The sequence below is a fragment of the Streptococcus anginosus genome, from assembly GCF_001697145.1.
GTDB lineage: Bacteria > Bacillota > Bacilli > Lactobacillales > Streptococcaceae > Streptococcus > Streptococcus hominis.
Map to the genome: position 1 here is coordinate 1,020,071 of NZ_CP012719.1, position 22,417 is coordinate 1,042,487.

A 22,417-nucleotide genomic window follows, 5' to 3' on the forward strand; every position below is an offset into this window, starting at 1 on the left:
TAAAACAAATATAATGGGAGGTTAAGAACTTTTTGTTCTACCCCTTTTTTTATAGCAACATTCCTTCGTCTATGTCAAATTCTGTTAGGATTTGCTGGATTCGGTCGAAATTCAAGCGAAAATGTTCTAACGTATGAGCATCAGAGCCAACAGAATACTTTGTTCCGCCCAATTCTTTCACCAAAGACAGGGCATAAATATAAATATCTTCATGGTCATAGAGATACATTGACTTGCAATTCAGTTCAAAAGCTAAGCTGTAATCTATCATTTTTTGAAAGAGGGTACGAAGTTGAGCTTCAAAGTTTTTCAATTCTTCCACCGTCACATTAAACTTGCGAAAACCATAGTCGAAATGTGCCAAAACATGGGCTGGAATACTCTCAATAGCTTCTTCCATTTCTTTTAGATACGTTGGAATAAACTTCATTTTATCAAATTGCAAAACAGGCTTTTCTAAATAATCGAATTTCCCATTATGATGAACAGATAAAAGTTTCAAATCATAATCTTTATTCTCCAAAAAAGCTAAAATATCTTTCTTTCGTGGTCTGTAATAGCCAATCTCAATTCCTTTTTTGATTCGATTTCCATATTTCCGATTGAGAGCAGCTATTTTTCTAGAATAAGACTCATAATCAGGAATATCATCGTGAGGAGAGCCTGCATCATACGGATAGGGATTAGATAAATCCAAATGTTCAGTCGTCACGATTTCACCATCGTAATGTTCCAAATAATCTCTGAAATCAGCATCTGAATCGTAAGAAAAGTAAGTATGAAGATGATTATCACGCATAATATTTTTCCTCCTATCATCCTATAACACTAAGGAATTATATAGCAGTTTATACTAACTATAATATATTGTATTCTTAAACAAGATTTTCCTAAATTTGATAATTATATTTTGTAGTTGTGTAAAAAATAAGTATATAATTTTCCTTATATTTGCTGTTTTTATCATAAGCAGCAACAACTGATTGTATTCATTAAAAATTAGATATAAATCACTTCTGTAGATATTAAATAATGGACTAATTTTTGATTGATTTCAATTGTTTACGAATCATTTGAAAAACAATCACTAAAAGCGGCGTTAGCAAGATAAGAACTAGCCCTAATCCAATAAAAGTCTGATCAAAGCCAAAACTGTCAATCAGCCAACCAACAATCGGAAAAATGATAATCATGCTTAAACTGAACATCATTGAAGCAACACTTAACATGGTCGCTCTGGCTGAACTTGGTAAATACTGTTGCAAATCATTGTAAAAAATCGGTTGGTACATGGCATACAGAGCATTTGTCGTCAAATAAACAAGTATATACATAAATGGTGTTCCCAAAAATGACAGTACATAAGCTGCTCCTGTTAAACTGACAACTACTGGAAAAATCCGAAAAGAATGCCATGTTTTCCCAATCTTACTGGCAAGAGAAACTGCCAAAATATTTAAGACGCTACCAATCAACATAACTGTTGAAATCTGCCATCCTGCCAAGTCTGGTAATTGTTTTTGATAGTAAAAGTAAAACATGCACATTATTGTTCCAACAAATTGAAAAATCATCATCCATGTAAAAAGACTGGGATTATTTTTCATCTCTTCTCTCACAATCAAGATAATTTTTTTCATCGTTAACACTTCGTCATTTTTCTTTTTCATTGTCGGTTCTTTTATCAACCAAATCAGAATTAAAACAATAATAGAGACCGCAATCATGATATAATAGGGAATATACAAATATCCATGTACAAATAACCCCGCTAGTACCGTTCCTAAAGAGATTGCTGCCTCAGAAACACCTGACATCAAACTTGATATTTTCAAATAACGGTCTTTTAAACCAGCTTCTACAGCAGAGTCATATAACAGTGCAGAGCTCGTTCCTGAATCAAAGTTATAAGACAAAGCATTGATTATCATTGCCATTGCATATATCCAAAAATTCCCTCGCCCTGTCAACATTAAAATAGATGATAAAATGCTAGTCAAGCGGCTTACGTACAGATTGGTCTTATAAGAAAATCGATCTGCCAACATGCCTGACGGAATTTCAAAAACAATGCCTGTTGCATGAAAAATACTCTCTAATAGCCCAATTTGCAGTAAAGACATACCATTTTGACTGAGGAATAAAATCCAAAAACTCGTAATACCTAAAAATCCTAAGAATTCCACTCCTGCCATAAGAGGAATATTTCTTTTGTAACTTCTCCTAAACATACTTTTTCCTTTACTAAGAAGAAACCGAACTTCCCGTTCAGTTTTCTAACTTATTCATTTTTCATAATATTTCAATTTTAAAGAGGTTGGGACATAAGCTCCCAACCTCATGCATTTTATAGTTTGGCTTGCAAAACGCAGTGGTTGGTTGGATATCCTTATCCCTTGTTATACCGGTGATAACGGCTATCCTAACCAACTTATACAGAGGTGGAAGTAAAACAGTCCAGTGGACTGTTTTAGGTCAGCAACTAGAAACTAGGACTTGCTGAAAAATCAAATTCTTCGAATGATTGATTTCTATCCCACTCTCACATTTCCTAAGGTTCAATTCTGTGGAGCATACGTGGGAATGGAATGGCTTCACGGATGTGTTTCGTTCCTGCAACAAATGTCACCATACGTTCCAAACCAAGTCCAAATCCAGCATGAGGAACTGAACCATATTTACGAAGATCTAGATAGAAAGCATAGTCATCAGAGTTCAGACCATTTTCTTCAATCTTCGCTAATAATTTTTCATAGCTTTCTTCACGAGCTGATCCACCAATGATTTCTCCATAACCCTCTGGTGCTAAAAGGTCTGCACAAAGCACACGTTCTTCGTTACCAGGAACAGGTTTCATGTAGAAAGCCTTAAAGCTAGCAGGGTAGTTCACAACGAACGTTGGCACACCAAAATAGTTTGAAATCCAAGTTTCGTGAGGTGAGCCGAAATCATCACCTCGTTCGATATGCTCATACTCTGCATCTTCATCATTTTCGTGTTCTTGTAAGAGGTCAATTACTTCATCGTAAGAAATACGTTTGAAGGGTTCTGCTACGTATTTTTTAAGAAGTTCAATATCACGTTCCAACACTTCAAGCGCATGTGGTGCACGATCCAAAACTCCTTGAATCAAAGCCTTCACATAAGCCTCTTGAAGATTAAGCGACTCATCATGAGTAACAAATGGATATTCTGCATCCATCATCCAGAATTCTGTCAAATGACGACGTGTTTTAGATTTTTCGGCACGGAAAACAGGGCCAAAGTCAAATACACGACCAAGTGCCATAGCACCTGCTTCTAAGTAAAGTTGCCCAGATTGACTTAGAAAGGCAGGAGTTCCAAAATAATCTGTTTCAAAAAGCTCTGTGGAATCTTCTGCTGCATTTCCCGATAAAATCGGACTATCAAATTTGATAAAGCCATTGCGGTCAAAAAATTCATAGGAAGCATAGATAATCGCGTTGCGAATCTGCATAATTGCCATTTGCTTGCGTGAACGCAGCCATAAGTGACGATGATCCATCAAAAAGTCTGTTCCGTGCTCTTTTGGTGTGATAGGATAATCATTAGACTCTCCAACGATTTCAATATCCGTCACGTCTAATTCATATCCAAATTTTGAGCGCTCATCTTCTTTGACGATTCCTTTTACCAAAACAGCTGTTTCTTGGTTCAAGTGTTTGATGATATTAAATTTATTCAAACCCTCCTCTTCACCAAATTTTTCAAGGAAATTTGGCTTGAAAGCCACAGCTTGAAAAAAAGCTGTCCCATCGCGCAATTGCAGAAAAGCAATCTTTCCTTTTCCTGATTTATTGGCAACCCAAGCACCAATCGTCACTTCTTCTCCGACATGATTTTTAACATCCATAATTGAAGTATATTTTGTTAACACGTTTTTTCTCTTTTCTATTTTATTTTTTATGATAAACAGCCTCAATGTTGTTCCCGTCTGGGTCTATCACAAAAGCCGCATAGTATTTTTACGTTCGCCAGGTGCACCATTATCCTTTCCTCCAGCAGCCAAAGCTGCTTGATAGAAAGCTTTAGAAATTTCTAAATTCTTTACCTTAAGGGTAAAATGATCGATCATTTTTTAACCCTCCATAAACGCCTTGATACGATGGACGGCCTCTTTCAAGGCATCCATATCCGTCGCATAGCTCAGGCGAACATTCTCTGGCGCACCAAAGCCAGCACCCGTTACAAGAGCGACACCTACTTCTTCTAGAATAGCTGTTGTAAACTCTGTCACATCTGAATAGCCTTTCAGCTCCATTGCTTTTTTAACATTTGGAAAGAGGTAAAACGCTCCTTGTGGTTTCACCACTTCAAAGCCAGGAACTTCTGCAAGCAAAGGATAAATGGTATTGAGACGTTCTTCAAAAGCCTGACGCATGATTTCAACAGTATCTTGAGGACCCTTTAGAGCTTCAATCGCCGCATATTGGGAAGCAGCGGTTGGATTAGAAGTCGTTTGTCCAGCCACTTTACTCATCGCTGCAATGATTTTTGGTTCTCCAACAGCATAACCCAGCCTCCAACCAGTCATCGAATACGACTTAGATACACCATTGATAACAATTGTCTGCTTGCGAATAGCTTCAGATAAGCTTGAAATCGGTGTAAATTCATTTCCATTGTAAACCAAGCGGCCATAAATATCATCTGCCAAAATGAGAATATCATGCTCTACAGCCCAATTACCTATCGCTAATAACTCTTCAGCAGTATAAATCATTCCCGTTGGATTAGAAGGAGAATTGAGCACCAAAACTTTCGTTTTCTCTGTCCGAGCAGCCTCTAATTGCTCAACGGTCACTTTGAAATGATTTGCTTCTGTCGTTTGAACAAAAACTGGTAACCCTTCTGCCATCTTAATCTGGTCGCCATAACTAACCCAGCACGGTGCCGGAATAATCGCTTCATCACCTGGATTGATGACACTCATAAAAAAGGTATAAAGGGAGAACTTTGCACCCGTTGCAACGGTCACTTGATTTGGTTTAATCGTATAACCATAGTATTTTGCAAAATATGCTACAATTGCTTCCTTTAATTCAGGCAGACCACTGGTAACCGTATAAAAGCTAGCTCTACCGTCTTTTATTGCAGAGATAGCAGCATCTTGAATATTCTTCGGAGTTGGAAAATCTGGCTCTCCCAAAGTCAGCGAAAGGATATCACGACCTTGTGCTTTTAAAGCTTTTGCGCGCGCTGCTGCTGCTAAAGTTACACTTTCTTCCATATTTAAAACACGATTTGATAATATCATAGCCCCTCCTTGCTGAGCAATGTTCCTGTTTCAAATCCAACATTATAATAAATTGTTCCAGACTTGACTTCCCAGATTGGTTGCTCTTTTACATAGCCAAATGTCACTTTATCAATTTGTTTGGCACCACTCTCTTTAGCGATTTGTTTTGCTTTTTCTTGACTAATCCCTTTGGACAACTCATAAGTATAGATTTTATCACTATCTGCTTCTATTAGAACAGCAAGCTGCGTCTTTTTACGATTTTTCCCCAAAAGACTATAATAACTTTTTTCACCGTTATAAATAGCAAAGCGATCCACTTTATCCAAATCCGCATATTGACGAGCAATTCTACTAGCCGTTACCTTAGCTGATTGGTAAGGATCCATAGATAGATTTAAAATGTAAAGGAAAGAAAAAGTGAGAACGGCCAAAACTATCACACTTCCGATAATATATTGCCAAATAATGAAATTTCTATCATTTTTTCTTCTATTTTTCACTCGTCCATTATACTATAAATAAGGACTTTTTTCTATCTTTTTCTAAAATTTGATTTTATTACTACTTATTGATAAAATACAGATATGGACAAACTAACAAAACTTTTTCAAGAAAATCGTCTTGATTTAAAAACAATGATTGTTTTAAATAAAGCTATTCGCACGATTCGACCTTTTGAAAATCAAGCGGCAAAGCAACACAAATTGACTCCAACTCAATTTTCAGTCTTAGAAACCCTTTATAGCAAAGGGAACTTACGCATTCAAGACTTAATTGATAAAATGCTTGCGACATCTGGAAATATGACCGTTGTCATCAAAAATATGATACGGGACGGTTGGATTTTTCGTACCTGTGACCCATCTGATCGACGTTCTTTTTTAGTCGGATTGACACCGGAAGGACGTAGTAAAATTGAAGCGGTTCTTCCAGAGCATATTCAAAATATCCAGCAAGGATTAAGGATTTTAACAGAGCAAGATAAAGAAGATTTGATTCGGATTTTAAAGAAATTTAAAAATTTGAGCTAATTTCTTGCTAACTAGTGATATTCGTTGTAACATAAAAGGGTACAAAAGAAAAGGAGAGTGACTTATATGTCTAAAAAAGTACTATTTATCGTCGGGTCTCTTCGCCAAGGCTCATTCAACCATCAGTTAGCTTCTCAGGCTGAAAACATTCTTGCTGACAAAGCTGAAGTTTCTTATCTTGATTTCAAAGATGTTCCATTTTTCAACCAAGATATTGAAAGCCCAGCTCCTGCGGCTGTTGCCAAAGCTCGTGAAGAAATTCTCGCTGCTGATGCTATCTGGCTCTTCTCACCAACCTATAACTGGGCAATTCCAGGAGTTGTTAAAAATCTCTTAGATTGGCTATCACGTGCACTTGACCTTTCAGACCCATCAGGGCCTTCTGCTCTTAATGAAAAACTTGTAACAGTTTCCTCAGTAGCTAATGGAACTTCTCCAGATGAAGTTTTCAAACATTATCGCAGCCTTCTTCCATTTATTCGCATGAAAGTTGTTGAACCATTTACTGGTGTTGCTGTAAACCCAGAAGCCTGGGGAACTGGTCAACTGACAGTTTCCGAAGAAAAACAAGCTGAACTCGCAGCTCAAGCTGAAGCATTATTAGCTGCTATTGACTAAAATAAGCAAAAAATGGAATGACACTTTTACATCATTCCATTTTTATTTTACTCCTTAACAAAGACATAGGTATTTATCGTAGACAAATCCTCTCGGAAAGCAAAGCCTGCAAATTGCAATTGTTTGATTTCTTCTTTGCTTCTTACTTGGCTTTCAATTAAAGCTGTTAAAAATTGACCACGAGCTTTTTTAGAAATAGTTGAGTGAACTTTCAAACTTCCTTCTCTGTCTTCTAAAAATTTAAACCGAAGCATCTTATCGCGCACAGATTTGGAAAACACCGTCTCAAACTCACTTGATAACAGAGACAAAATCATTTCCTCGTCTGAAATAGCTGCATCATAATCGTTGCGCCAATAATTTTTTAGGCTTTTGCCAGAAATAGTACATTTCACTGAAAAATCCAATCGATGAGGTGAAATCAACGCCATAGCTGGCATAACACCATATAGACTAGAAGTGATGAACAAATGCTTGTCTACATACCTCGACTTTTTCTCCGTTAAATCACTTCTTTTGATGTTTCGATACATAAGACCATCAAATAAATGTAGTGCTGGGTAAGTCAAGGCTTGCCCATTTTTTAATTGTTGAAAATGAACATACTCCTCTTCTGCTCGTTCCAGGTCAATATAATAGAAATGCGCTAATTCTTCAATAGAATACTGTGACAGACTAGCTACAATTGTTTTTGTTTGCTCTGAAAGAAAACACTTGCCATGAGGTTTAAGGCTAAGATTCATTTCCTTTGCAGTTGGAATTAAAATTTTCATAATCTTATTGTATCAAAAGTTATTTTGCAGAACAAATGATTTTTCTCTTGACATTAGACATTTGTTATCATATAATCTAGTTATTAAGACTAGATAAGAAAGAGGTGGATATTTTGGAAATCACAAAATTCCCAACTTGGGAAGAACTACCAGAGTTAGATCTTTATCTTGACCAGGTTCTCCTCTATGTGAATGGTGTCAACGAACAAGCATTTCATAGTACAGATAAGCCTTTAACAGCTGCTATGGTCAATAATTATGTGAAACACGCCCACATTCCAAAGCCAATTAAGAAAAAATACAATCGTGTACAGATTGCTCGTCTGATTGTACTGACGACGTTAAAACCTGTCTTTCCAATACCAGATATTATCAAGACGATTCAACTTCTGGTAGACGGAAAAGATTCGGCCACTCTTTATAATGAATTCGTTAATTGCATGCAAGAAGAAAAAGCTGACACAGTCGCACCTGCTATTGAAGCAGCTTGCCAAACGGTGAAATTATTTCATCAAACAAAAAAATTAGCTCTAGCCTTAGAAAGAGGTAAAACAAATGAATCAAACGCTTAAACTCAGCAAACAACTCAGCTTCGGGGAAGAAATTGCCAATGCTGTCACTCACGCTGTTGGGGCTGTGGTTATGTTAGTACTGCTTCCTATCTCAGCCATTTACAGCTATGAAGAACATGGTATGCTTGCAGCTGTCGGAGTTTCAATTTTTGTCATCAGTTTATTTCTGATGTTTCTTTCTTCAACGATTTACCATTCAATGAGCTATGGTTCTACGCATAAGTATATTCTACGGATCATCGATCATTCAATGATTTACATTGCTATTGCGGGAAGTTATACGCCAGTCGTACTATCTCTTATGAACAATTGGTTGGGTTATCTTATTATCACAATTCAATGGGGAACGACCATTTTTGGTATTTTGTATAAAATATTTGCTAAAAAAGTTAATGAAAAATTTAGCTTGGCACTTTATCTTATTATGGGCTGGTTAGTGATTCTGATCATTCCGCAAATCATTGGTCAAACGGGACCTATTTTCTGGGGATTGATGTTAGCTGGAGGACTCTGTTATACTATTGGTGCAGGATTTTATGCTAAGAAAAAACCATATTTCCACATGATTTGGCACCTCTTTATCCTAGCTGCTTCTGCACTTCAATATCTTGCTATTGTCTATTTTATGTAAAACATTTTAAAAACAATCATTCTCTAAGTCGCTCTTCTTAGCAGAATGATTGTTTTTTTATCAAAAAAGCCAGGCTACTTTGAAAAGTAACTTGGCTTTTTGCAATAGTTTATTTTGATTTAATATAATTGACACCGTCTGCTTTTGGTGCAACAGCTTTTCCGAAGAATGCTGCCAACACAACAATAGTCAATACATAAGGTGCAATTTGTAGGTACACAGCTGGTACATGTGATAGGAATGGTAATTGACTTCCGATAACGGCCAAACTTTGAGATAGTCCAAAGAATAAACTTGAAAGCATAGCGCCAATTGGATTCCATTTACCAAAAATCATAGCAGCCAGTGAGATGAATCCTGGTCCGATAATGGTTGTAGCAGCGAAATTTACGGAAATAGATTGTGCATAAATCGCTCCACCAACACCGCCAAGAAAACCTGAAATCATCACACCGTAATAACGCATGAGATAAACATTGATACCGAGGGTGTCTGCCGCTTGTGGGTGTTCCCCTACGGAGCGCAAACGAAGCCCAAATTTCGTCTTAAACATAATGAACCATGCTAGGAAAGCAAATGCAACTGCAATATACCCCATTAAGCTGGTATGTTTAAAGAAGATATCTCCAATGACTGGAATATCTGATAATAGAGGAAAATTAAATTTACCAAATGATACTTGAATATTATCTGTTTGCCCTTTATTATAGAAAGCTTTTACCAAGAAAATCGCTAACGCAGGTGCCATCAAATTGAGCACTGTACCACTGACAACGTGGTCCGCACGGAAATTGATAGTCGCTACAGCATGAATGAGTGAGAAAATTAGTCCCACAATACCACCGACTAAAAGTGCTAACCAAGGAGTTAAACTTCCAAAGGTATTCACAAAAGTAAGGTTAAAGACAACTCCTGAGAAAGCTCCCATAACCATAATACCTTCAAGTCCGACATTGACAATCCCAGCATGCTCTGAGAAGGCACCACCGATACTAGTAAAGATTAAAGGTGCCGCATAAATCAGCATAGAGGAAACTAACAGACTTAACATTGTTACAAAATTCATCTTATTTTCCTCCCTTTACTTTTGCTTGTTTTCTTGGTTCGATAAAGTGTTCAATGATGTAATGAATACTTACAAAGAAAATAATTGATGCTGTTACAATATTGACCAATTCCGCTGGAATCGTTGCGGTGTTCATACCTGGAGCTCCGACTTGAAGCACGGCAAATAAGAATGCTGCAAAGAGAATACCAATTGGTGAATTATTTGCCAGCAAGCTAACGGCCATACCATTAAAACCGACAGCTAGGGAACTTCCTTGTACATAGACATTTTGGAAAGTTCCAAGTCCTTCAACAACACCTCCGACACCGGCAAGAGCACCTGAGATAATCATTGAAAGGATAATTGTTCTTTTAGCAGACATCCCTGCATATTCACTCGCATTTGGATTTAGCCCGACAGAACGGATTTCAAATCCAAGCGTTGTTTTTTTCAGCATAAACCAGATAAGGACAACTGCAATGACCGCAAAGAAGATTCCGATATTCATCCGTGAATTGTTTGTCAACGCTCGTAGCCATTCTGTTTGATAGGTTGCATTAGCTCCAACTTTAACACTTGAGTCAATACTTTGCATAACACTTTTTGGGAAACTATGAATCATTGCATTTCCAACATAAAGAACGATGTAGTTCATCATAATCGTAACGATAACTTCACTCGTTCCCAAATAAGCACGAAGAATACCAGGAATAGCACCGATAATCCCACCAGCTACTGCTGCAATGACAACTGTAGCAAGAATCATAATTGGACGAGGAAGATTAGGAAATGAAAGTGCAAACCAGCCACTCAAAATCCAACCAGCTAAAGCTTGCCCTGGCAAGCCGACATTAAAGAATCCAGCCCGACTTGCTACTGCAAACCCAAGAGCAATTAAAATAAGTGGACCCATTGCACGGAAAATTTCACCAATACTACGGATAGTACCAAAAGCAGCTTTGAACAGCTCTTCATAACCCCAGATAGCATCATAGCCAAAAATCCACATGATAATGGCACCGAGTAAAATTCCAAGAACAACGGAAATCAAAGGCACCGCAATTTGCTGTGTTTTCTTAGTCATTTGAATCTCCCTTCTTAATTTCACCACCAGCCATCAAGATACCCAACTCTTGTTTATTTGTTTCTGCTGGGGTAACAATACCTTGAATCTTACCATCATGGATAACAGCGATACGGTCTGAAACATTCAGGATTTCATCTAATTCAAAGCTGACAACAAGTACTGCTTTACCCTTATCACGTTCTTCAATCAAACGTTTATGAATGTATTCAATCGCTCCGACATCTAATCCACGAGTTGGCTGACTAACGATTAAAAGGTCAGGATTGCGGTCTATTTCACGAGCAATAATGGCTTTTTGTTGATTTCCTCCTGAAAGAGCAGATGCTGGAACACTTTCACTTGCAGCCCGAACATCAAATTCATCCATTAACTTTCGTGCATAAGAAGTGATATTATTGTAATTCAAAATTCCATTTTTGCTTAATGGCTCCTTGTAATAAGTTTGCAGAGCCATATTCTCAGACAACATCATATCTAAAACCAAGCCATCACGATGACGGTCTTCCGGCACATGACTAACTTGCATTTCGGTAATTTTCCGCGGAGATAAGCCAACGACTTCTTTCCCCTTAATGGTAATGCTACCTGATTTCACCTTCCGAAGACCTGTGATTGCTTGAACTAGCTCACTTTGTCCATTGCCATCAATCCCGGCAATCCCAACAATTTCACCAGCTCGTACATCCAAAGATAAATTTTTAACAGCAGGCACACCACGATTCTCATTCACAACCAAATCCTTAATAGATAGAACAACTTCTTTTGGATTTGAAGCTTCTTTTTCCGTTGTAAAGGATACCGAACGTCCCACCATCATTTCAGCAAGATCTTTATTCGTTGCGCCACCAATCTCAACGGTTTGAATACTCTTACCGCGACGGATGACAGTGACACGATCAGAAACAGCACGGATTTCATCCAATTTGTGCGTAATCAAAATGATGGATTTTCCTTCCTTAACTAGATTTTTCATGATATGTTCTAGTTCTTCAATTTCTGAAGGAGTTAATACTGCTGTTGGTTCGTCAAAAATCAAGATATCTGCGCCACGATACAATGTTTTCAAGATTTCAACACGTTGTTGCGCACCTACTGAAATATCTTCAACTTTTGCAGTCGGATCCACAGCTAAACCATATTTTTCGGATAGTTCCTTGATGTCTTTGATTGCCTTTCGAATATCTAAAACACCATTTTTGGTCGTTTCACTACCCAAAATGATATTTTCAGCAACCGTAAAAGCCTCTACCAGCATGAAATGCTGGTGAACCATTCCAATTCCTAAAGATGCTGATTTCGATGGAGAATCAATTGTCACTGATTTTCCATTCACAGTAATCTCACCACTTGTTGGCTCAAGCAAGCCAGCCAACATATTCATCAGAGTGGACTTGCCCGCTCCGTTTTCTCCTAAAAGTGCATGAATTTCACCGCGTCTTAGATTTAAGTTGATTTTATCATTTGCGACAAATTCACCAAAAATCTTGGTTATTTCGTGCATTTCAATGACATTCTCATGTGCCATATGATTGATTCCTTTCAGAAATTATTTTATTTCAGTAAAACTCACTAGAAGATTAGCCAGCTTTACTGAGACAAAAGCTGTCTCAATCTCAAAAAAGCGACCCACGAAGGTCGCTTCTTGAGTATCAGGTTATTATTTATTCTGTAGGAACTTTAATACTTCCGTCAAGGATTTTTGCTTTTGCATCTTCAACAGCTTTTTTAGCATCATCTGATAAGTTCTTAGTTGTCAAATCTACCCCACCGTCTTTCAGACCGTAAGTTGTAGTTTTTCCTCCTGGGAATTTATCTTTTGCTGTTTTGTTAGCAATATCTTTTACAGTACCACCAACTTTTTTCAAGCTAGATGCCAAAACAAAGTTAGATTCTTTGCCGTCTTTAGATTTGTATTTACCTTCATCGTTTTGGTCGCGGTCAACACCGATAACCCAAACTTTGTCAGATTCATTTCTAGTTTCGTTGATAGATTTTGCTTCGTTGAATACACCAGCACCAGTACCACCGGCTACTTGATAAACAACGTCTGCACCAGCTGCATATTGAGCTGCTGCAATTGTCTTCCCTTTAGAAGCATCTCCAAAGCTTTCAGCGTATTTCACATCAATCTTAATAGAAGGATCAACAGATTTCACACCTGCTTCAAAACCTTTTTCAAAACGAGTTAATACAGCACCTTTGATACCACCAACAAAACCAATCATTTTTGTTTTAGTTGTTTTGGCTGCAGCCACACCAGCAAGGTAAGCAGCTTCGTTATCTGCAAAGAGTGCAGAAGCTACATTCTTTTGACCTTTAATTTCATCATCAATAATAACATAGTTAATATCAGAGTGATCCTTTGCAGCAGATTCTACTGCATTACGAAGAGCAAATCCAATACCAAATACTAATTTGTAATTGCTAGAAGCAGCTTGCTCAAGGTTTGTAGCGTATTCAGATTCGTTTGTAGATTGGAAGTAAGTAAAGCCATGGTCTTTTGTCAATCCATTTTCTTTACCCCAAGCTTGCAAACCTTCCCAAGCAGATTGGTTAAATGATTTATCATCTACACCACCTGTATCTGTAACAATTGCAGCTTTCAAATCCGTCTTTGCATCTTTATTATCTGATTTAGATGCACGATTACCACATGCAGCAAGTCCAATTGCTGCGACAGCTACTAGACCAAGGCCTAGCCATTGTTTCTTGTTCATCTCTGAACCTCCTAAATAAGATGTGCAACAACGTTGCAAGATTAACTATGGTCAAATGACCTTTTTTACTAACTAGTTTAAGTTAGTAAAAGAATATGGAAGTAATTCCTTGACCGTCATCACGACCGTCGATTTATCTTTGGCAACAAGCGTTACCTTTAAATCCTTAGAAAAAAATTCTGCCATTACTTGTCGACAAGCTCCACATGGAGAAACAGGCTGTTCGGTTTCACCGTAGACGATTAACTCCTCAAAGTCTGTGACACCTTCAGAAACCGCTTTAAAAATAGCTGTGCGTTCCCCGCAATTTGTCAAACCAAAACTAGCATTTTCAATGTTCACACCTGTAAAAATCTGACCATTTTTTGCTACTAGTACAGCACCGATTGGAAAATGAGAATAAGGAACGTAGGCCTTTTTACTTGTCTCAATAGCTAGATCAATCAACTCAGTAGTCGCCACTAGCTTTTTCTCCTTTCATAATGGCTACACCAGAAGAAGCTCCAATACGCGTTGCGCCTGCTTCAATAAATGCGACTGCATCTTCGTATGAGCGAGCGCCTCCTGAAGCTTTGACCCCCATATCCGGACCAACTACTTTTCTCATCAACGCCACATCATGAACAGTAGCGCCTCCAGTTGAAAATCCAGTTGAAGTTTTTACAAAGTCTGCACCAGCTTTTTGGGCTAACTGACACGCTACAACTTTTTCTTCATCAGTTAACAAACAAGTTTCGATAATTACTTTTACAAGTGTGTCACCGCTTGCTTCCACAACAGCAGCAATATCTTCTTCTACCAACACCAGATTTTGAGATTTCAAAGCACCAATGTTGATCACCATATCCACTTCGTCTGCTCCGTTCTTAATGGCATCTTTTGCCTCAAAAGCTTTTACAGCAGGTGTATTTGCACCCAAAGGGAAACCAATAACCGTACAAACCTTAACATCTGTATCTCGTAATCCTTCTGTTGCAAAACTGACCCATGTTGGATTAACACAAACACTTGCAAAATCATATTCTCTTGCTTCTTCAATCAATTTTTCAATTTGCTCTTGTTGAGCATCTGGTTTCAAAAGCGTATGATCGATGTATTTATTTAACTTCATTTTCGGTTCTCCTGTAAGTTAAGCGATTACTTCAATAATCTCTTGAACTTTTTTTGACTCATTACTTATTTTAACATTTTTTTTGAATTCTGTAACTAGTTCTTGTGAAATTTTTTCATTTGCATAAACTTTTGCGACAATTTCACCAATTTTGATTGATTCTCCGACTTTCTTTTCAAAAACAATTCCTGTTTCAAAGTCTAATGCATCAGATTTCACAGCTCGACCTGCACCCAGCCGCATAGCAAATAAACCAAACTCCATCGCTGGTAATTCAGAAATATAACCCGCTTCATCTGCAGTCACTTCTACAACGTATTTTGCTGATGAAGGGCGGTACAAATCTTCTAAATCGCCACCTTGTGCAACAACCATGGCTTCAAATTTTTGCAGTGCCGATCCATCAAATAGATGTTCCCGCACTTCTTTTACAGTTTTTTCAACATTTGCTAAGCTGAGCATGATTTGACCTAATTCACAAATAAATTCTGTTACATCTTCTCGTCCTTTTCCTTGCAGGATATCCAAAGCTTCAAGGATTTCCAAACGATTACCAATGCTAGTTCCCAGAGGTTGGCTCATATCAGTAATAACTGCTGTCGTCCTACGCCCAACCGCCTTTCCTAAATCAACCATTGTACGAGCTAGAGCACGCGCATCTTCTAGATTTTTCATAAATGCGCCTTCCCCAACTGTCACGTCTAACAAAATGCTATCCGCACCAGCTGCAATTTTCTTGCTCATAACAGAACTTGCAATTAAAGGAATGGTATCAACTGTCGCCGTCACATCACGCAAAGCGTACAACAACTTGTCTGCCTTCACCAACTGATTTGACTGACCAATGACGGATAGTCCAATATCCTGTACTTGCTTAATAAATTCTTCTTGGCTGCGCTCAATTTGAAATCCTTTAATGGATTCTAATTTATCAAGCGTTCCCCCTGTGTGACCGAGTCCACGACCGCTCATTTTAGCAACAGGGATTCCAAAACTAGCTACCAAAGGCACCAGTACAAGCGTTACCTTGTCTCCTACGCCTCCGGTTGAATGCTTATCAACCTTAACGCCAGATATAGCTGACAAATCAATTTGCTGACCTGTCCCTACCATAGTCATCGTCAAATCAGAAATCTCGCGAGTGCTCATGCCTTTAAAATATACTGCCATTGCAAAAGCTGACATTTGATAATCTGGCACAGTTCCGGCAACATATCCTTCAATTAACCACTTGATTTCATCGCTGGTTAATTCTAAGCCGTCCCGCTTTTTCTGAATCACATCAACTGCTCTCATATTTCCTTCCTACTTCTAAGGATATAATATCCCTTATCTTTTTTTAGAATTTCGCAGTTTCCAAAAACCTCTTCCATCTTAGCTTTTGCACTTGGTGCCCCTTGTTTTTTTTGAATCACAATCGTCAAGTCGCCCCCGTCTAGTAAGTGCGCATAGCTTCCTGCAATCACCTCATGAACGACCTGTTTACCAGCTCGAATTGGTGGATTGCTGATAATATGATGAAATCTCCCTTCTACATTTTGATAAATATTAGATTGAAAAATCGTAGCTAGAACTTGATTACGATCAGCATTTTGGCGAGCTAAATCAAGAGCACGCTGATTTATATCAACAAGGGTCGCCTTGACTTCTTTAGCCTTGATTAAAGTAAGTCCTAATGTTCCATAGCCACAACCAACATCTAATACGCTTTCTTGCTTATGAAAATCAAGACACTTTAAAAGCGTTTGACTTCCATAATCAATCATTTTCTTACTAAAGACGCCGGCATCAGTCAAGAAAGTCATATTTTGCCCCAGAAGTTGAACGTTCAGTTCGTGAATATCATGTTCTGCATCTGGATTTTCTGCGAAATACATTTTAGTCATAAAACTATTTTAACATAAAGACCTTTTATTTGTAAACCGTTTACAATTTGTTTAAAATTATGATATACTAATGGTCATATTAATAGGAGTCCTCTATGAATAACGAATTTATCCATTTTGAAAAAATTAGTCGAAAAACTTGGCAAAACTTACATCGCAAAACAACTCCACCTTTAACACAAAAAGAGCTAAATTCCATCAAAAGTTTCAATGATAAGATTAGCCTTCAAGATGTAACAGATGTTTATCTTCCCTTGACCAATCTCATCCAAATTTATAAGCGCTCAAAAGAAGATTTAGCATTTTCAAAAGGGATTTTTTTACAGAAAGCTATCAAACGCCAACCGTTTATTATCGGTGTCTCTGGCAGCGTTGCTGTTGGAAAATCTACTACCAGTCGGCTCTTGCAAATCCTTTTATCTAGAACATTTTCAAATGCTACTGTTGAATTGGTGACGACGGACGGATTTCTTTATCCAAATGCTCACTTGCAGGATCAAAATCTTCTCAAGCGCAAAGGCTTTCCAGAAAGCTATAATATGGGGCTCTTGCTTGACTTTTTGGACAATATCAAAAATGGAAAGGATTATCAAATTCCTGTTTATTCTCATGAAATTTATGATATTGTTCCAGACGAAAAACAGTATGTTACAGCCGCAGATTTTGTCATCGTTGAAGGTATCAATGTTTTTCAAAATCCACAAAATGAACGCCTCTATATGACGGATTTCTTTGATTTTTCGATTTACGTGGATGCAGAAGTTGAAAATATCGAAACTTGGTATCTGGACCGCTTTAAAAAATTGCTCACTTTAGCAAAAGAAGAACCAAATAACTATTATCATCCTTTCACTTCTCAGCCAGAAAACAAAGTTATGGAATTTGCTCAAAATGTCTGGAAATCTATTAATCTTGTCAATTTACAGGATTATATCGAACCCACACGCAACCGAGCTGAAATTATTCTTCATAAAACAGAAAATCATGAGATTGATGAAATTTACTTAAAAAAATAAAAAAGCTTGTCAAATCTCAACTTTTCATATATAATTAGATAGTTAGTATATCATTGGAGGTGAAAACATTGGCAAATATTAAATCAGCTATCAAACGCGCTGAATTAAACGTTAAACAAAACGAAAAAAACTCAGCTCAAAAATCAGCTATGCGTTCTGCAATTAAAGCATTTGAAGCAAACCCTTCTGAAGAACTTTTCCGTGCTGCAAGCTCAGCTATCGATAAAGCAGAAACTAAAGGTTTGATCCACAAAAACAAAGCGAGCCGCGACAAAGCACGCCTTGCTAGCAAACTTGCAAAATAATCTGCATAACGTAAAAAAGAGCTCAGTGGAGCTTTTTTTGTTGCATCGGTAAGAAAGGCTCTATATGAAAATCGCAATTATCGGCTACTCCGGCTCTGGAAAGTCTACACTTGCTAAATATTTAGCAAAACATTATGACATCTCACTGCTTCATTTGGACACGCTACAATTTCTACCCAATTGGGTAATGAGCGATCGAAGCTGGATGCAAGAGCAAGTTAGGGATTTTTTAGAAGCCAGAAAAAGCTGGGTAATAGACGGAAACTACAGCTCCTGCTGCTATGAAGAGAGAATGGAGCAAGCAGACCAAATTATTTTTTTAAATTTCTCGCCTTGGGATTGTCTTTTACGGGCTGTAAAGCGTTATTCCAAGAACAGAGGTGAGGTCAGAGACAGCATGGCACAAGGCTGTCCTGAAAAGTTTGACTGGGAATTTATCCGCTGGATCTTACATGACGGACGAACTGCTAACATTCGGAAACGATATAAGAAACTTCAAAAAATGTATCCCTACAAATTTATAGTTCTTCATAACCAAAAAGAACTAGATAACTTTTTAGAGCAATTTTCATAAAAAACAAGAGCTATATTCAATTTAGTTAAGAAGATAGCTCTTGTTTTTTATTTTTTAATACTGTCAATATGTTCTAGCAAATATAACAGAAATTGAGGAATCGTCTCCAACATATCCTTTTCATAGACGCGTTCCGTCAACTGATGTAAATCTTTTCCCCAGGGTCCTAGATTGATGCCAGGAACATTGATGTCCTGAATTTTTTCAAAATTAATCGAATATAAATGTTCAGGAACAGCCATACTCTCGATAATTTTCTGATACTCTTTAACAGATTTTTCTAAAGCACAGTAACTAATGTCACAGATTCCCATAAAGAATTCTTCGACTTTTAAACGACTAGCTCCTTGTTCAACCAAGTAATCCCTATAAAATGCAATGAGTTTTTCAATATCAACCACGCTATTTTTCAGATGTCGACAATTCATAGAAGGATAATAAGGCGGCGCAATAGCCAGCACAACAAATGCTTCCTTTTTATCATAGAAATCTAACACCTTTTGAACAGTTGCAATGGTTATTTCTTGATAGCTTGAACCCGCTTGAAATGCTTCATGAGAAGATTGGTTTACCTTTTGCATAAATTCTTCAAATCCAGCCTTCTTTTGACATAACTGGATTAACTCTTCATAAGTCAATACATGAGGTTTTGTGACTTTTTTATCCTCTTTATAAGTTACCTGCAAAGCCTGATAACGCTCATAAAACTCATCAATGGCTTCTTGGCAGAGTTGTTGAATCGTCGTCATCAGCTCTTTTGGACTTTTATCTAAATAAAGAACACTAAAATAGCCTGCTGCTCTGAGAACGGTTGACACATCATAATTTTCCTTCAAATCACGCATGTAAGACCACGAAGGCAAAGGAGCCTGCTCTCCATAAATCGAATCCGACAAAAGGGGATTGAGATCAATTTTTTCCACTACTTTTGCTAGAAGCGAGACGGCATTGATACCTTTGAGAGGCTCTTTCATGTGGGAAAGAATACCCTGCGTAACCACGACAGGCATCATTTTCCCAACTGTTCCAACATGCAATACTTTTTCTTGAGCTGAAGGACTTTCAAATGGTTCTGAATCAATCGCCAAGATATAATTCAGATGAAATTTCTTTTTCAGATTAGCAAGCAAACCTACAGCGGCACGCATTCCCTGAGAATAAGATTCCTCATCTCCAACTGATAAATAAAGAAGATTCACTTTCCCTTCTGCTTTGCTCGCATATTCTGTTACTACTCCCAATTGCAAAGCCAATGCAGCTTTCATATCACATGACCCACGACCAAACTGCCATTCGTTAGAACCGATATCTTCTAGTACATCTTGACCTAGTGAAGCACTCGCTAAAGCCTTTTTCAAAGCAACATTATCAAAAGCAAATTCCTTTAAATTTCCAAAATCCTCAATATCCACCGTATCATGGTGATGAAACAAAATTACTGTATCTGCACGATGACGTTTTACCAAAGCCCAATTAACATTACGCCGATAAATATCATCCGGAATCTGATAGGTGCCAAAGTAATCTGAATGCTCTTGAAAATACGGCAAACTGCCAATATATTGATTGAGAAAATTTTCAATATTTCTTTCTGAACTCGTATGCGTGAAACTCTCAATCGCCATGCTCTTGTCAAAAATATCTTGAATCCTATTTTTCATCAATGGCTCCTTCAACTTTTTATAAAAATAGCTCACTAGCCTTATTATATACCTCAACAATCATCGTTTCAATCTTTTTTTCATCCTTTGACTCTATAAAATTTACGCAAACGTTTGCGTTGTGGAGATTATTTTGCTAAAATAATAGCCAACAAGACAAGAAAGAGGTATCTCGTATGAAAAATCAAACATTAATGCAATATTTTGAATGGTATCTACCAAATGACGGGCAACATTGGAATCGTTTGGCTACAGACGCTCCACATCTAGCTTCTAAAGGCATTCGCAAGGTTTGGATGCCACCTGCTTTCAAAGCAACTAGTTCTAATGATGTCGGCTACGGCATTTATGACTTATTTGACTTGGGCGAATTTGACCAAAAAGGAACCGTTCGGACAAAGTATGGCTTTAAGAAAGACTATTTGAAGGCTATCTCAGCACTCAAAGAAAATGGGATTGAGCCCATTGCAGATATCGTTTTAAATCACAAGGCGGCAGCAGATTACAAAGAGAGATTTACTGTTATTGAAGTTGACCCAAATGATCGTACAGTCGCCCTCTCTGAACCTTTTGAAATAAAAGGCTGGACCAAGTTCACATTCCCTGGTCGCCATAAAAAATACAATGATTTTGAATGGCATTGGTACCACTTTACAGGAACGGATTATGACGCTAAGCGAAATAAATCAGGGATTTACCTCATTCAAGGGGACAACAAAGGTTGGGCTGATGATGACTTAGTAGACAATGAAAATGGAAATTTCGACTATCTTATGTACGCTGACCTTGATTTTAAGCACCCAGAAGTCATTCAAAACCTTTATGATTGGGCAGATTGGTTTATCGAAACGACCGGCATTCATGGCTTTAGATTGGACGCTATTAAGCATATTGACTCTTTCTTTATGGGAAATTTTATCCGCGACATTATGGCGAAGTATGGAGAAGATTTCTATGTCTTCGGAGAGTTTTGGAATGGTGATGAAACTGCAAATAACGATTATTTAGGAAGTATTGACTATCGTTTTGATCTCGTAGATGTCAAACTGCACCACAACTTATTTGATGCTAGCCGTGCTGGGGCGGACTATGATTTGCGAAATATTTTTGAACAAACGCTTGTCAAAAACCACCCTAAATCGGCTGTTACTTTTGTCGATAATCACGACACACAACGTGGACAAGCGCTAGAATCAACTGTTGAAGAATGGTTTAAACCTGCTGCTTATGCGCTTATTTTGCTTCGTGAAGCTGGGCTTCCTTGTGTGTTCTACGGAGATTACTATGGCATCAACGGCAAGTTCGCTCAACAAAGTTTCCAAGAAGTCCTAGATAAACTGTTAGACATTCGGCTCAACTTAGCCTATGGAGAACAGACTGATTATTTTGATGACGAGCATTGTATCGCTTGGACTCGTTCAGGAAAGGACAACGAACAACCAATTGCTGTTATCATAAGTAACGACCAAGCAAATGCAAAACGCATGTATGTTGGTGAAAATTGGGCTGGTAAGGCGTTCAAAGATTACTTGGGAAATTGCTCAGAAAGCGTGACAATCAAAAAAGACGGCTGGGCAGATTTCCCAGTTGCAGAAAAGTCAGTTAGTGTCTGGTCTGTGCAATAAAATAAAGAACACAGCAAGATTGAAACCAAAATTCATTCTCTCTGTCGATTAGGGCGATGAAGCAAACGGAAAGTTGGGAGTCCTGTCCGCTCGGCTGACAGCATAAACTAAAACTCAGGCAGCTCATCCGCCAGGCTGACGACATAAACTAAAAGTCAGACAACTCGTCCGCCAGGCTGACAGCATAAACTAAAAGTTAGACAACTCGTCCGCTCGGCTGACAGCATAAACTAAAAGTTAGACAACTCGTCCGCTCGGCCGACAGCATAAACTAAAAGTTAGACAACTCGTCCGCTCGGCTGACAGCATAAACTAAAACTCAGGCAACTCGTCCGCTCGGCTGACGAAAGCAACGTTGACATCCCAGCCTCAACCATTCAACTCTGCTTTTAAACAAGATAAAAACACGAACAGATCAAGATAGCCAACTACTAATCCTGACTTTGTTCGTGTTTTTCTCATCTTCCGAAACAACCTTCCCCCTATGGATACAAGTTAT

At 37.9% G+C, this 22,417-nt stretch carries 23 protein-coding genes and 1 pseudogene; 8 read left to right on the top strand and 16 right to left on the bottom strand.

Features of this window, described 5'->3' with window-relative positions:
- Window positions 1-49: 49 nt before the first annotated feature.
- From SanJ4206_RS04975 to SanJ4206_RS05000, 6 genes and pseudogenes are all read right to left on the bottom strand, one after another.
- A complete protein-coding gene (locus tag SanJ4206_RS04975) occupies window positions 50-799 on the bottom strand; it encodes a PHP domain-containing protein (RefSeq protein ID WP_003029630.1) in 750 nt (249 codons plus the stop codon).
- Window positions 800-1,037: 238 nt separating this feature from the next.
- Window positions 1,038-2,231, bottom strand: coding sequence for an MFS transporter (locus SanJ4206_RS04980; RefSeq protein ID WP_003029628.1), 1,194 nt, complete (start codon window positions 2,229-2,231; stop codon window positions 1,038-1,040).
- Window positions 2,232-2,551: 320 nt separating this feature from the next.
- Window positions 2,552-3,874, bottom strand: a complete 1,323-nt coding sequence (asnS, locus tag SanJ4206_RS04985; RefSeq protein WP_003029627.1) for an asparagine--tRNA ligase — start codon at window positions 3,872-3,874, stop codon at window positions 2,552-2,554.
- A 43-nt stretch (window positions 3,875-3,917) separates the two neighbouring features.
- Window positions 3,918-4,051: pseudogene (locus tag SanJ4206_RS04990) on the bottom strand (VOC family protein); the annotation flags it as partial.
- Window positions 4,052-4,099: 48 nt separating this feature from the next.
- On the bottom strand, window positions 4,100-5,278 hold the full coding sequence (locus tag SanJ4206_RS04995) for a pyridoxal phosphate-dependent aminotransferase (RefSeq protein WP_003029625.1): 1,179 nt from the start codon (window positions 5,276-5,278) through the stop codon (window positions 4,100-4,102).
- Window positions 5,275-5,763 carry a cell wall elongation regulator TseB-like domain-containing protein gene (locus SanJ4206_RS05000; RefSeq protein WP_003029624.1) on the bottom strand — a complete coding sequence of 163 codons (489 nt, stop codon included), beginning with the start codon at window positions 5,761-5,763 and terminating at the stop codon, window positions 5,275-5,277. The genes SanJ4206_RS04995 and SanJ4206_RS05000 overlap by 4 nt, the downstream gene beginning before the upstream one ends.
- A gap of 84 nt (window positions 5,764-5,847) precedes the next feature.
- Between SanJ4206_RS05000 and SanJ4206_RS05005 the strand changes: the two genes are divergently transcribed.
- On the top strand, window positions 5,848-6,294 hold the full coding sequence (locus SanJ4206_RS05005; protein WP_003029623.1) for a MarR family winged helix-turn-helix transcriptional regulator: 447 nt from the start codon (window positions 5,848-5,850) through the stop codon (window positions 6,292-6,294).
- A gap of 66 nt (window positions 6,295-6,360) precedes the next feature.
- Window positions 6,361-6,912: an NADPH-dependent FMN reductase gene (locus SanJ4206_RS05010; RefSeq protein ID WP_003029622.1), complete on the top strand. Its 552-nt coding sequence runs from the start codon at window positions 6,361-6,363 to the stop codon at window positions 6,910-6,912.
- 47 nt (window positions 6,913-6,959) lie between these two features.
- Here SanJ4206_RS05010 and yaaA read toward each other — a convergent pair whose 3' ends face one another.
- Window positions 6,960-7,685: a peroxide stress protein YaaA gene (gene yaaA, locus SanJ4206_RS05015; protein WP_003029621.1), complete on the bottom strand. Its 726-nt coding sequence runs from the start codon at window positions 7,683-7,685 to the stop codon at window positions 6,960-6,962.
- Window positions 7,686-7,798: 113 nt separating this feature from the next.
- On the opposite strand from yaaA, the gene SanJ4206_RS05020 reads away from it, so the two are divergent.
- Window positions 7,799-8,257: a DUF1836 domain-containing protein gene (locus tag SanJ4206_RS05020; protein WP_022525140.1), complete on the top strand. Its 459-nt coding sequence runs from the start codon at window positions 7,799-7,801 to the stop codon at window positions 8,255-8,257.
- The gene (trhA, locus tag SanJ4206_RS05025; protein ID WP_003029617.1) at window positions 8,241-8,888 is read left to right on the top strand and encodes a PAQR family membrane homeostasis protein TrhA; all 648 of its coding nucleotides are present in this window, start codon (window positions 8,241-8,243) and stop codon (window positions 8,886-8,888) included. The genes SanJ4206_RS05020 and trhA overlap by 17 nt, the downstream gene beginning before the upstream one ends.
- A gap of 109 nt (window positions 8,889-8,997) precedes the next feature.
- On the opposite strand, the gene SanJ4206_RS05030 is transcribed toward trhA, so the two are convergent.
- The 8 genes from SanJ4206_RS05030 to SanJ4206_RS05065 all read right to left on the bottom strand — a co-directional run bounded on the left by SanJ4206_RS05030 (window position 8,998) and on the right by SanJ4206_RS05065 (window position 16,737).
- A complete protein-coding gene (locus SanJ4206_RS05030) occupies window positions 8,998-9,954 on the bottom strand; it encodes an ABC transporter permease (RefSeq protein WP_003024372.1) in 957 nt (318 codons plus the stop codon).
- 1 nt (window position 9,955) lies between these two features.
- The gene (locus SanJ4206_RS05035) at window positions 9,956-11,020 is read right to left on the bottom strand and encodes an ABC transporter permease (protein WP_003029612.1); all 1,065 of its coding nucleotides are present in this window, start codon (window positions 11,018-11,020) and stop codon (window positions 9,956-9,958) included.
- The gene (locus SanJ4206_RS05040; RefSeq protein WP_003024370.1) at window positions 11,013-12,548 is read right to left on the bottom strand and encodes an ABC transporter ATP-binding protein; all 1,536 of its coding nucleotides are present in this window, start codon (window positions 12,546-12,548) and stop codon (window positions 11,013-11,015) included. The genes SanJ4206_RS05035 and SanJ4206_RS05040 overlap by 8 nt, the downstream gene beginning before the upstream one ends.
- Window positions 12,549-12,684: 136 nt before the next feature.
- Complete coding sequence (locus tag SanJ4206_RS05045; RefSeq protein WP_003024369.1) at window positions 12,685-13,740, bottom strand: BMP family lipoprotein; 1,056 nt, start codon at window positions 13,738-13,740, stop codon at window positions 12,685-12,687.
- A 72-nt stretch (window positions 13,741-13,812) separates the two neighbouring features.
- The gene (locus SanJ4206_RS05050; RefSeq protein ID WP_003029609.1) at window positions 13,813-14,202 is read right to left on the bottom strand and encodes a cytidine deaminase; all 390 of its coding nucleotides are present in this window, start codon (window positions 14,200-14,202) and stop codon (window positions 13,813-13,815) included.
- The gene (deoC, locus tag SanJ4206_RS05055; protein ID WP_003029607.1) at window positions 14,189-14,851 is read right to left on the bottom strand and encodes a deoxyribose-phosphate aldolase; all 663 of its coding nucleotides are present in this window, start codon (window positions 14,849-14,851) and stop codon (window positions 14,189-14,191) included. Before deoC ends, SanJ4206_RS05050 begins: the two co-directional genes overlap by 14 nt.
- Window positions 14,852-14,869: 18 nt before the next feature.
- Window positions 14,870-16,147, bottom strand: a complete 1,278-nt coding sequence (locus tag SanJ4206_RS05060) for a pyrimidine-nucleoside phosphorylase (protein ID WP_003029604.1) — start codon at window positions 16,145-16,147, stop codon at window positions 14,870-14,872.
- Window positions 16,144-16,737: a class I SAM-dependent methyltransferase gene (locus SanJ4206_RS05065; RefSeq protein WP_003029601.1), complete on the bottom strand. Its 594-nt coding sequence runs from the start codon at window positions 16,735-16,737 to the stop codon at window positions 16,144-16,146. Before SanJ4206_RS05065 ends, SanJ4206_RS05060 begins: the two co-directional genes overlap by 4 nt.
- A 95-nt stretch (window positions 16,738-16,832) precedes the next feature.
- Here SanJ4206_RS05065 and coaA point away from each other — a divergent pair, with 95 nt between their 5' ends.
- From coaA to SanJ4206_RS05080, 3 genes are all read left to right on the top strand, one after another.
- Complete coding sequence (coaA, locus tag SanJ4206_RS05070) at window positions 16,833-17,753, top strand: type I pantothenate kinase (protein WP_003029600.1); 921 nt, start codon at window positions 16,833-16,835, stop codon at window positions 17,751-17,753.
- Window positions 17,754-17,806: 53 nt separating this feature from the next.
- Window positions 17,807-18,058 (top strand): 30S ribosomal protein S20, encoded by a 252-nt coding sequence (gene rpsT, locus SanJ4206_RS05075; RefSeq protein WP_020999623.1) that lies wholly within the window; start codon window positions 17,807-17,809, stop codon window positions 18,056-18,058.
- Between the two features lie 64 nt (window positions 18,059-18,122).
- On the top strand, window positions 18,123-18,632 hold the full coding sequence (locus SanJ4206_RS05080) for a DNA topology modulation protein (protein WP_003029599.1): 510 nt from the start codon (window positions 18,123-18,125) through the stop codon (window positions 18,630-18,632).
- A 47-nt stretch (window positions 18,633-18,679) separates the two neighbouring features.
- Here the strand turns inward: SanJ4206_RS05080 and SanJ4206_RS05085 are convergent, their stop codons facing one another.
- Window positions 18,680-20,293, bottom strand: a complete 1,614-nt coding sequence (locus SanJ4206_RS05085) for a M20/M25/M40 family metallo-hydrolase (protein WP_003029598.1) — start codon at window positions 20,291-20,293, stop codon at window positions 18,680-18,682.
- Window positions 20,294-20,469: 176 nt separating this feature from the next.
- Here SanJ4206_RS05085 and SanJ4206_RS05090 point away from each other — a divergent pair, with 176 nt between their 5' ends.
- Window positions 20,470-21,918, top strand: coding sequence for an alpha-amylase (locus tag SanJ4206_RS05090; RefSeq protein WP_003029597.1), 1,449 nt, complete (start codon window positions 20,470-20,472; stop codon window positions 21,916-21,918).
- The last annotated feature ends 499 nt before the right edge of the window (window positions 21,919-22,417 follow it).